Source organism: Parabacteroides sp. KHUB-03 (assembly GCF_056640975.1).
Window position 1 is genome coordinate 431084 of record NZ_CM153257.1, and the last position, 11580, is coordinate 442663.

The following is an 11580-nucleotide window of genomic DNA, read 5'->3' on the forward strand; positions in this document are numbered from 1 at the left end:
TCGGATCGGTCTGGATGCTTACTTTTTTTATTTAGTATATCAGGTAGACAGTGTAGGCCACATAACATATAGCCATGAAGATACCTTCCCACCGTGTTATTGTCCGTTTTTTGAAAAGTAGCCCAAAGATGTAAAGTAAAATGCAGGAGCCAATCAAGATTCCTAAATCCATATTGGTAATACCTTGTATGCTCATCGGGCTGATAGCTGCACTGCATCCCAGTACAAAGAATATGTTGAATAAGTTGGAACCAATAACGTTTCCAATCGCCATTTCCGGATTCTTTTTCAGGGCAGCTACTATAGATGTTGCCAGTTCGGGCAGAGAAGTTCCGCCGGCTACTAATGTAAGTCCGATAACAGATTCGCTTACCCCCAAACTGCGCGCAATGCCTGACGCTCCGTTTACGAAAAATTGTCCTCCATAGATAAGCCCGACTAATCCTCCCAGAATGAATAAAGAAGATTTCCAGACGGGCAATTCTTTAATAGATGTCTCGGTCTCTGCATTTCTATTATGTGCAATGGCAAATGTATAACTTAAGAAAATAAGGAAGAAGCAAAGTAAAATTAACCCGTCACTACTGCTTATGATATTTGCCGGGGCTTTATTTATGAGCATGTCGTTTGAGCAAATAAATAAAATTATGGAGGCAAGGATGCACAACGGGATTTCTTTGCTTAATGTCCCTTTTGTTATATTGATCGGGACGATGGCTGCCGTGCTGCCAACGATCATTAAAGTATTAAAAATGTTACTGCCTATTACGTTACCTATTGCTATATCAGCGCTTCCCTTCAAAGACGATACGACACTTACGGTTAACTCAGGCGCTGATGTTCCGAAAGCAACGATCGTAAGCCCGATAAACAAATTGGATATGCGGAAGCGTTTAGCAATTGAAGCCGAACCATCCGTAAGAGCATTTGCTCCTACGAGAATAAGTACTAAGCCGCCAAGAAGCAGGACGATATTCATACAATTAGTTTAAAATGGTAAATCGTCTATCGGGTTGGCTGGTCCGAAATCAGGTTCAGGTGATGCGATCGGTGCTGCTGCCGGAGCGAAATTATTCGGAGTGATAGTCTCCGCCGGGTTTTGGGTTACAGCTGCTCCTGCACGTTCGATTTTCCATGCACTGATGTTGGTGAACCAACGTCCCTGGTACTCACGGCTGTCGATGTCGAAAGAAACAGTCAGTTCTTCTCCTGGCTGTATGGCTGCCTGTGCAATCCGGTCGGCCCCAAAAAGTTGGAAGCATACCTTTTTAGGGTATTGGTCGTGTGTCTCTAGTACATACTCTTGTTTTTTCCATTCGTTTCCAGTTTTGCTTATACCGCCTTGCTCTGGCAGTACGGCAATAATCTTTCCAGTAATTTCCATGTTTATCGTTTTATTAATTGACTGCGAAGTTACCCTTTTTACCTGTAACATGCTAGATGTTTGGTTCGTTTTTATCAACAACCTGGTCTATATCTATAGGGTCAAGGAGATCAAAAGCGGCTTTTAGGGTAAGTAGTTCTTCTTTTATTTGCTTGAGCCGGTTTACGATCTCTTCTTGGTTTATGGTTGTTTCTTTGTTATCTTTAAGTTTCTGCCGTGCACCAGCAAGCGTCATGCCCCGTTCTTTTACCAAGTGATAAATAAGGCGTATTGCATCGATATCTTCCTGCTTATAGAAACGGGTTCCTTTACTGGTTTTCCTCGGACGTATGATATCAAACTCTTTTTCCCAGAAGCGTAGCGTAGACTCATTGACGTCGAATATCTGTGCCACTTCGCTTATGGAAAAGTATAGCTTTTGGTTTTTATTTTTTTTTAGTCCCATAGCCTTTCAAGTAATTAATCCATAACCTGACCATGGTTTTCTGCAATCTGAATCATACGGTCATACTCTTCAGGTGTAAGATCCATATAGTAATATTTGGAAGGATTGTCGTGTTTACCGTGTACAATTACCTCATAATGCAGGTGAGGCCCGGTGGATTTCCCTGTATTGCCTACTTCCCCTATAACTTCTCCACGAGTAACCTTTTGTCCTACACGGGCTTTGAATTTGCTCATGTGGCCATATAATGTTTCAAATCCATAACCATGATCTATAGTCAAACAGTTACCATAACCTTGCTTCCATCCTGCAGAAGTCACAACTCCATTGCCGGTAGCATAAATTTCTGTCCCGATTTTAGCGGAAAAGTCCATACCTGCATGGAAACGCGGAGTACGATAAATCGGATCGATTCGTACGCCATAACCCGAAGCTGTACGCCTAAGGTCTTTGTTTGATATAGGCTGGATAGCGGGGATGCATTTGCTCCGTTCTTCCAGATTCTTGCCCATAGAGATGAGTTCTTCCAAAGAGTTGGATTCAATATATAGTTGTTTTCGCAACATATCCATCTTTTGAGTGGTTGAAACAATAAGCTCCGGATTGGATAAATTCATTAAATGCTCGTATCGATTACTGCCGCCAAAACCGGATTTACGTACCGATTCCGGAATTGATTCTGCCTGGAAGATAGCACGGTATAAATTTTCATCTCGTTGTTGTATGTCATCAAGTGTTTCCAATGCATTGTTTAGCCGTAATGAAAGTACTTCATATTGCGTTTGCATCAACTTGTTTTCTTTCCTTAGTTGCGATTCCATGGGTGAATCTACTAAGTACATCATGGCAAAGAATGTTGCCACACCAAAAACAATGCCGGTGCTTAAATGCCGGATTACTGTAAAAAAGCGGTCTCTGCCAGAGGGATAAACGCGCTCATAATTGAGGGTGTTTGGGTTATAAAAATAGTATGTTTTACGAGATTTAAATAGTCCCATTGATTTTTTTATTACTTGGATGTGTGCAAAAATAATAATTTGCAGTACTTTTGCAAATTGTTTTTCAGAATATTAACGAGAACTATATAGTAGATATGTTGACAGCAAAAGAAACCCGTGAGTCCTTTAAAGCATTCTTTGCCTCAAAGGATCACCAGATTGTGCCGTCTGCACCGATGGTGGTAAAAGGTGACCCTACATTGATGTTTACCAATGCAGGAATGAATCAGTTTAAAGATATAATCCTGGGGAATGTTCCTCGTAAATCTCCTCGTGTCGCGGATTCACAGAAATGTCTTCGTGTAAGTGGCAAGCACAACGATTTGGAAGAAGTAGGCCATGATACTTATCACCATACCATGTTTGAGATGTTGGGAAACTGGTCTTTTGGCGATTATTTCAAGAAAGAAGCCATCAACTGGGCATGGGAGTATTTGGTGGATGTGTTGAAACTGAATCCAGAACGTTTATATGCTACTGTATTTGAAGGTAGCCCTGCCGAAGGGCTTGAACGTGATAATGAAGCAGCCGGCTATTGGGAACAATATCTGCCGAAAGATCATATTATCAATGGTAACAAGCATGATAATTTCTGGGAAATGGGAGATACGGGTCCTTGCGGTCCATGCTCTGAGATACATATAGACCTCCGTCCGGAAGAAGAACGCAAGGTACTTCCCGGCCAGGATATGGTAAATAAAGACCATCCTCAGGTTATTGAGATATGGAATCTGGTTTTTATGCAGTTTAACCGCAAGGCAGATGCTTCTCTGGAGCCACTACCGGCAAAGGTGATTGATACAGGAATGGGATTTGAACGCCTGTGCATGGCTCTTCAAGGCAAGACGTCTAATTATGATACAGATGTATTCCAGCCTATTATCAAGGTAATTGCCGGAATGGCTGGAACTGTATATGGCAATGATAAGGAACAAGATGTGGCAATGCGTGTAATTGCCGACCATATCCGTACGATTGCTTTTGCTATTACTGACGGACAGTTACCTTCTAATGCCAAGGCCGGTTATGTAATTCGTCGTATTTTGCGCCGTGCTGTTCGTTACGGATATACTTTCCTGGGACGGCGCGAAGCATTTATGTATAAATTGTTGCCTGTTTTGATTGAGACAATGGGTGATGCTTATCCTGAATTGATTGCACAGAAGACATTGATAGAAAAGGTTGTCAAGGAAGAAGAAGAATCTTTCTTACGTACATTGGAAACAGGTATTCGTTTGCTGGATAAGAAGATGGAAGATACTAAAGCTGCCGGAACAAATGTCCTGAACGGAGTGGACGCATTTACTTTATATGATACTTACGGATTTCCGTTGGACTTGACTGAACTGATTTTGCGTGAAAACGGAATGGAAGTCAATATAGATGAGTTCAATGCTGAAATGCAGAAGCAGAAAGAACGTGCACGTAACGCGGCTGCTATTGAGACTGGCGACTGGATCACTATAAAAGAAGGAGAAAGTAAATTTGTTGGTTATGATCTGTTTGAGTGTGAAGCCGAAATTCTTCGTTATCGTCAGATCAAACAAAAGAATAAGACGTTATATCAGATTGTTTTGGATCAGACGCCTTTTTATGCCGAAATGGGTGGTCAGGTAGGTGATACCGGTTGGTTGATTTCGGATGACGAGAAGATTGAAATAATTGACACGAAGCGTGAGAACAATCTACCGGTTCATTTGATCGCTAAATTGCCAAACGATGTAACAGCAACATTTACGGCAAAGATCAATGAAAAGAAACGTGTGCAGTGTGAATGTAACCACTCGGCTACTCACTTGTTGCATGAAGCATTGCGTGAAGTGTTGGGTACGCATGTCGAACAGAAAGGTTCCTATGTGTCTCCCCAGTCTTTACGTTTCGACTTTTCACATTTCCAGAAAGTAACAGATGAAGAACTTCGTAAAGTGGAACGTTTGGTTAGTGAAAAGATTCGTGCAAACTATCCGCTGGAAGAACATCGGAATGTGCCGATTGCCAACGCAAAAGCAATGGGCGCCATGGCTTTGTTTGGAGAAAAATATGGTGATGAGGTTCGTGTTGTAAAATATGGAAGCTCGGTGGAACTATGTGGTGGTACACATATTCCTGCTACAGGTATGATAGGTTCGTTGCGTATTATAGGCGAAAGTTCTATTGCAGCAGGCGTTCGTCGTATTGAAGCTGTAACGGCGGAAGGTGCAGAAGATTATGTATATGCACAGCAGGATTTGCTTAATGAAGTTCGTGCCTTATTTAATAATATGCCAAACATTTCACTGGCTATCAGGAAATCTATCGAAGAAAATTCAGATATGAAGAAGCAGCTGGACAATTATATCAAGGAAAAAGCTGCCGGATTGAAAAAGGATATTGTAGCTAAAGCGATCGAACGTAATGGTGTGAAGTTAATGACTTTTATAGGCAAAGGTAACCCGGATGCGATGAAAGATGTAGCGTTTCAGATTAAAAGTGAGACAGAAGGTAGTTTCCTTTTTGTTGCTGGAATCGTAGACGATGCCAAATGCACACTGATGGTTATGCTTAGCGATGATTTGGTTGTTGACGGTTTGAATGCCGGAAAGATGGTAAAAGACGCAGCTAAACATATCCAGGGTGGCGGTGGCGGTCAACCTCACTTTGCAACAGCAGGAGGTAAGAATCTGAATGGCCTGTCTATTGCAGTAAATACTGTCATCGAAGCTGCTGGATTAATGTAAAAGAAGTTTTATTCGGAAGAAATTTAGATTTCTCTCGGAAGAAAATAAAAAATCCTTCGGATGCACCTCTGATTTACAGTTTGCGTCCGGAGGATTTTTTTATGCCTCTTTGGATAATAAGAATACAAATAATACCTTTGTCGTAAAAGCTACAATTAAATAAGAATAAGTATGTCAGATCAAAAAGTTTTAATTTGCGAAAATCTGAAAGTTGAATTACAGGAATTTCTGTCTTCTCTGAATTATGATAAACTTTTTATCCTGACGGATACAAATACGCAGGAAAAATGTTTCCCTTTAATACAAAGTGTTCCGGCAATACAAGATGCTCCGGTTATAACTGTTGAGGCGGGAGATATGCATAAAAATTTGGAACAAATTTCTTATATCTGGACACGGCTGTCTAATGAAGGGGCCTCACGTAATTCATTACTTATAAATTTAGGCGGAGGCATGATAACGGATATGGGAGGCTTTGCCGGAGCGACATTTAAACGTGGAATACATACTATTAATATTCCAACTACATTGATGGCTTCGGTTGATGCGGCTGTAGGAGGAAAGACCGGGATTAATTTCAATGGATTGAAGAATGAGATAGGTTCTTTTTATCCTCCGTTATGTGTATTTATTGATTGCGGATTTTTGAGTACGTTGGACAGGAATAATCTTTTGTCCGGATATGCAGAGATGATAAAACATGGATTAATCAGTTCCATGGACACGTATGCATCTGTTATGCTTTTTGATTTGGATCAGAAATTAGATTATACATTCCTTAATCGTATGGTTGCTCAGTCGGTGGCTGTTAAAGAACAAATAGTGGAGGAAGATCCGAAAGAAAAAGGTATTCGGAAGGCCTTAAACTTCGGGCATACAATAGGCCATGCTTACGAAAGTTTGTCGTTTAAAAAGAACAAGCCGTTATTGCATGGCCATGCTGTGGCTGCAGGTATTGTTAGCGAATTGTATTTGTCTCATAAATTTTGCAACTTCCCTATGGACAAATTAAGCCAGGTCGTTTATTATATCAAAGAGTATTATCCGCCTTTTATGTTTGATTGTAAGGATTATGAAAGCTTATACGAATTAATGACGCATGATAAGAAGAATGAAGGCGGTGTTATCAACTTTACTTTGCTTGCAAATATTGGTGATGTCCGCATAAACCAGGATGTAGAGAAGGAAAAGATTCTCGAGTCGTTGGATTTCTACCGTGAAAGTTTTGGAGTGTAACTAAAATAGTTTACCTTTGCACCCGTAAAAATAAAGCGGGATGTAGCTCAGCCCGGTTAGAGTACGCGTCTGGGGGGCGTGTGGTCGCTGGTTCGAATCCAGTCATCCCGACCTGCTGAGTAAAAGGAATTAAGTTGGTAAACTTAATTCCTTTTTTTGTTTTCTCTAATTTCTTGCACACAAGTTGTTCTTGCTGTTCTTTTGGTATTATCGATATCTTTAAAACATATCACATGAATGGGTGGTTATAAAGATAGAATAACTTAAAAATAAGCCTTATGAATAGCAAACCTTTGGTACATAATAATGAGTTTCATTTGGTGAACAAGAATGAAATTCATAAAGCCGTAGAGGAGCTAATAGAGAAACTGAGTTTAGCTGCCGGTTCTACAGATGGTTTTAATTTATATAAAGTGGTGGAATCTTATTTTGTCGATTTAAATAAGCGGCATAAGATAAATCGTTTGCTTCATATTGATGAAAGCTATGATTATTATGGAGAGAAGGAACAAGGACGTGAATTGAAAGATAAAGATGCCAGATAAAGAAAGAGCGGCTGGTTATAATTAACCTGCCGCTCTTGTTTATATTGAAAGTTGTCGATTATTTACCAGACAATTTTTCTTTCAAAGCTGCAAGTTCTTCAATGTCCCCCAGTGTTGTCTTTTCAACAGAACCGGTTACCATTGCTGAATCTTCTTCTTTTTTGTTGCGTTTTGCTGATGATTTTTTGTCAGCAGCTCCTTCTTTCTTTGCACCCTTTTGTTCATCTTCGAAGATGCGGCTGTGAGAAAGAATGATACGCTTAGCTTCCTTGTTGAATTCGATTACCTTGAACTGGAGCTTTTCGTCTACTACAGCCTGCGAACCGTCTTCTTTTACCAAATGTTTCGGAGTTGCGAAACCTTCTACGCCGTAAGGTAAAGAAACTACAGCACCCTTATCAAGAACTTCGATAATTGTACCTTCGTGGATTGAACCTACTGTGAAGATAGTTTCGAATACATCCCAAGGATTTTCTTCCAATTGCTTATGACCTAAGCTCAAACGACGGTTTTCTTTGTCGATTTCAAGTACCTGGACTTCAATTTCTGAACCGATCTGAGTAAATTCAGACGGATGTTTGATTTTCTTAGTCCAAGATAAGTCGGAGATATGGATCAAGCCGTCAACACCTTCTTCGATTTCAACAAATACGCCGAAGTTAGTGAAGTTGCGAACCTTAGCTGTGTGGCGTGAACCAACAGGGAAACGAGATTCGATATCTTCCCATGGATCAGCTTTAAGCTGTTTGATACCCAAAGACATCTTGCGTTCGTCGCGGTCTAGTGTTAAGATAACAGCCTCGATTTCGTCACCAACTTTCATGAAGTCCTGAGCGCTACGCAAGTGCTGAGTCCAAGACATTTTAGATACGTGGATCAAACCTTCTACGCCCGGAGCAATTTCGATGAATGCACCGTAGTCGGCCATAACAACAACTTTACCTTTTACTTTGTCGCCAACCTTCAAGTTAGCATCCAAAGCATCCCAAGGATGCGGAGTAAGTTGTTTCAAGCCTAAAGCAATACGTTTCTTTTCGTCGTCGAAATCCAAGATAACAACATTGATCTTCTGATCCAACTGTACGATTTCTTCCGGATGAGAAACACGACCCCAAGAAAGGTCTGTGATATGGATCAAACCGTCTACGCCACCCAAGTCGATGAATACACCGTAAGAAGTGATGTTTTTAACGGTACCTTCCAATACCTGTCCTTTTTCCAGTTTAGAGATAATGTCTTTCTTCTGTTGTTCAAGTTCTGCTTCGATAAGAGCTTTGTGAGATACAACAACATTCTTGAATTCCTGATTGATTTTAACAATCTTGAATTCCATTGTCTTACCAACAAATACATCGTAGTCGCGGATAGGCTTAACATCGATCTGAGAACCCGGCAAGAATGCTTCGATACCGAATACATCAACGATCATACCGCCTTTTGTACGACACTTAATGTAACCCTTAATGATTTCGTCTTTTTCAAGAGCTTCGTTAACACGATCCCAAGAACGTGTAGCACGTGCTTTCTTGTGTGAAAGGATTAATTGTCCTTTTTTGTCTTCCTGGCTTTCGATGTAAACTTCTACTTCGTCGCCGATCTTCAAATCCGGATTGTAACGGAATTCCGACATTGGAACAACTCCGTCAGATTTGAAGCCAATGTTAACTACAACTTCGCGTTTGTTCATTGCAGTAACAGTACCCATAACCACTTCTTTGTCCTTTACAGTGTTCAGGGTCTCATCATACGTTTTTACAAGATCGTCCTTGCTTACGTCACCGTAAGACTCACCTTGTTCAAAGGCATCCCAGTTGAAATCGTCAACCGGCTGAATGTTCTTTAAATTTTCCATTCTTTAATTGTTAATACTAAGTTTGTTTTAATTAGTAAGTTAGACATTATGTTGTCATTTCTCAAAAAATCGGGGCAAAGGTAATGCTTTTTTCTGATACCCAAGTGTTTTTCGAATGAAAAAAGAATGAGTTTATGTCTAATGTCCTATTTTTATAGTGTGTGCAGATTAAATTGAGTACTGTTGGGTTGTATCAGGCCAGAATGACAAGTTTGAAGGTGATTCTGGAACATCTTTATTTTTACGAAGTTTCGTGAAAAAATATAACCATTTGTTTGAATCAATTCTGAATAAATTCGTATGTTTGTTTGCTTTAAGAGGAAAGCATGAAAACTACGCGTTCGTTTGTTTATATATATATCTTTATTTTTGTATTTGTCCATTTGTTTTGTGGCACGCAGATGAAGGCGCAAGTTATTCCTGGTCAAACAACAAAGGATAGCCTTGATGTGGCACTAAAGAATTGTGTTACTGATGCCGAAAAAATCCCGGTTTTAAAAATATTAGTTAATCAGTATTGGCAGCAACCTGAAGAGATTGCCTATTTGAAGCAGATTATAGATGTTGCCAATAAGATAGATTCTACAGGAATTGTATATGATGCAATAGCCGGAATGTGCCGTTATTATTATAATTTATCTGTTTCTGATAGTTTGATATATTGGAAAAAGCAGTTGGATTCTTTATGCTTGGCAAAACAAAAATATCCTGAAGCCTTTTTCAAAGTCGGTAATCTTATATGTAGGAAATATTTGTCGGAGGCTAATTATGAGTTAGCAATGAACGAAGCCCTATTGCAGTTTGCACGTGCCGAAAAAGAGAAGTATGCATTTGGCTTTATGTGCTCAAAACAGAATTTAGGACTGATATATCAGGCAGTTAAGCGTGATAGAGAGGCTGTGAATGTCTTTAGGGAGGGTTTGCAATGGGAAAATAGAAGTATTCAGCGTGGCTTTTTTATGCAGTATTTGTCTGATATGCTCGTCTCGTCTTTGCGTATGAATGACATTGAAGAATCAGAGGATTTGTTGAAAAAATATCAGAACATCTACAAAGATGAACAACAAAAATATAAAGCTATAGGTATTACATATCCGATGCGCTGGCATTCGGGATTAATCAATTCGTATTATGTCGAATTGTATACAGTCTCCGGTCAATTAAATAAAGCTGAAAAAGCATTAGGCGAAGCAACAAAAACTATCGAATCGGAAACAGATGAATGGGTGAGATATGTCTACTATAGAGCCAAGGCTATGTATTATCAGAAAATAAACAACGCGGCCCTGGCTTTGAAAGCAATAGACAATGCTTTGGCACTGAATTTGGATTTGGAAATGCAGAAAAGAAAGGTGGATGTTTTGAGGGCTGATGGTCAGATAAAAAAAGCAATGGCTGTTTATGAAGAATTGCTAAAGAACAATTCCGTAATTAGTAATGATGCATTTAATCGCCAGATAAAACAACTCCGTATTTTAAATGATTTAAACGATCAAAATGAACAGGAGAGTGCTTTGCTGTATCAGAATGAACAGATTTTGATAAAACAACGATTATTGTTTATATCTGTTTTGTTTGTTATCATTTTATTATTAGTGCTTTATTTTCTTATCCGGTATTACCGGCGGACTTGCCGCTTAAAGGATGAATTGTTGTGTGAAAAAGATTCTTTGGTGGCTTCTGAAAAATTATTACAGATGGCTAAAGAAGAAGCTGAAAAAGCCAATCGGCAAAAAAGCGCGTTTATTGCCAATATTAGTCATGAGGTACGTACTCCGCTAAATGCGATAGTTGGCTTTTCCGAGCTTATGGCTGAAAATAATTATAGTGAAGGAGATCGGATGGAGTTTGCAGCTATTATTGGTAAGAATTCGGAAATATTAATGAATTTAGTGAATGATGTTCTTGATTTGTCCTGCTTAGAATCTGCAAATTTCCGTTTTTCATTTACCTTTTGCGACATAGTTTCTTGTTGCAGGGAAGTATTTGAATATATAAAGGATAAAGTTTCAGATGGGGTGCAATTAACGTTTACTTCCTCCGTGGAGTCCTTTGAATTAAAAACTGACATGAATCGCATTCGTCAACTATTGAATAAATTGTTGCTTAACGCTTCAAAGTTTACAACTAAGGGAGAAATAAATCTTTCGATAGAAATATCAGAAGAAAAGCAAATAATTCGTTTTATAGTTACTGATACGGGATGTGGAATACCTATAGAGAAGCAAGGTTTAGTATTTGAGCGTTTTGAAAAATTGAATGATTTTGCTCAGGGAACCGGATTAGGGTTGCCTATATGTTGGTTGATAGCCACAAAATTAGGAGGACAACTTTATGTTGATCCGGATTACACGGAAGGTGCCCGTTTTATTTTTGTCCACCCTGTTATAATGAATTCCTGAG

General features: G+C 39.4%; 9 protein-coding genes and 1 tRNA gene. 5 read left to right on the forward strand and 5 right to left on the reverse strand.

Going from position 1 to position 11580, the window contains the following annotated elements; translation table 11 throughout:
- Nucleotides 1-31: 31 nt before the first annotated feature.
- Genes ACYIB7_RS01660 through ACYIB7_RS01675 form a run of 4 tightly spaced genes read right to left on the reverse strand, consistent with a single transcriptional unit; the run spans nt 32 to nt 2827 of the window.
- Nucleotides 32-979, reverse strand: coding sequence for a calcium/sodium antiporter (locus ACYIB7_RS01660; protein ID WP_480337922.1), 948 nt, complete (start codon nt 977-979; stop codon nt 32-34).
- Between the two features lie 9 nt (nt 980-988).
- On the reverse strand, nt 989-1384 hold the full coding sequence (locus tag ACYIB7_RS01665; RefSeq protein WP_480337924.1) for a DUF3127 domain-containing protein: 396 nt from the start codon (nt 1382-1384) through the stop codon (nt 989-991).
- 52 nt (nt 1385-1436) lie between these two features.
- The gene (locus ACYIB7_RS01670; RefSeq protein ID WP_099463686.1) at nt 1437-1829 is read right to left on the reverse strand and encodes a MerR family transcriptional regulator; all 393 of its coding nucleotides are present in this window, start codon (nt 1827-1829) and stop codon (nt 1437-1439) included.
- Between the two features lie 14 nt (nt 1830-1843).
- Nucleotides 1844-2827 (reverse strand): peptidoglycan DD-metalloendopeptidase family protein, encoded by a 984-nt coding sequence (locus tag ACYIB7_RS01675; RefSeq protein WP_480337925.1) that lies wholly within the window; start codon nt 2825-2827, stop codon nt 1844-1846.
- 95 nt (nt 2828-2922) lie between these two features.
- Between ACYIB7_RS01675 and alaS the strand changes: the two genes are divergently transcribed.
- From alaS to ACYIB7_RS01695, 4 genes are all read left to right on the forward strand, one after another.
- Nucleotides 2923-5544: an alanine--tRNA ligase gene (gene alaS, locus ACYIB7_RS01680; protein WP_480337927.1), complete on the forward strand. Its 2622-nt coding sequence runs from the start codon at nt 2923-2925 to the stop codon at nt 5542-5544.
- Nucleotides 5545-5715: 171 nt separating this feature from the next.
- The gene (gene aroB, locus ACYIB7_RS01685; protein WP_103983435.1) at nt 5716-6780 is read left to right on the forward strand and encodes a 3-dehydroquinate synthase; all 1065 of its coding nucleotides are present in this window, start codon (nt 5716-5718) and stop codon (nt 6778-6780) included.
- Nucleotides 6781-6816: 36 nt separating this feature from the next.
- A tRNA-Pro gene (locus ACYIB7_RS01690) sits at nt 6817-6891 on the forward strand.
- A gap of 167 nt (nt 6892-7058) precedes the next feature.
- The gene (locus tag ACYIB7_RS01695; protein WP_099463675.1) at nt 7059-7325 is read left to right on the forward strand and encodes a hypothetical protein; all 267 of its coding nucleotides are present in this window, start codon (nt 7059-7061) and stop codon (nt 7323-7325) included.
- 58 nt (nt 7326-7383) lie between these two features.
- Here the strand turns inward: ACYIB7_RS01695 and rpsA are convergent, their stop codons facing one another.
- Complete coding sequence (rpsA, locus tag ACYIB7_RS01700) at nt 7384-9177, reverse strand: 30S ribosomal protein S1 (RefSeq protein ID WP_480337930.1); 1794 nt, start codon at nt 9175-9177, stop codon at nt 7384-7386.
- A gap of 326 nt (nt 9178-9503) precedes the next feature.
- On the opposite strand from rpsA, the gene ACYIB7_RS01705 reads away from it, so the two are divergent.
- Nucleotides 9504-11579: an ATP-binding protein gene (locus ACYIB7_RS01705; RefSeq protein ID WP_103983416.1), complete on the forward strand. Its 2076-nt coding sequence runs from the start codon at nt 9504-9506 to the stop codon at nt 11577-11579.
- Nucleotide 11580: the final 1 nt, after the last annotated feature.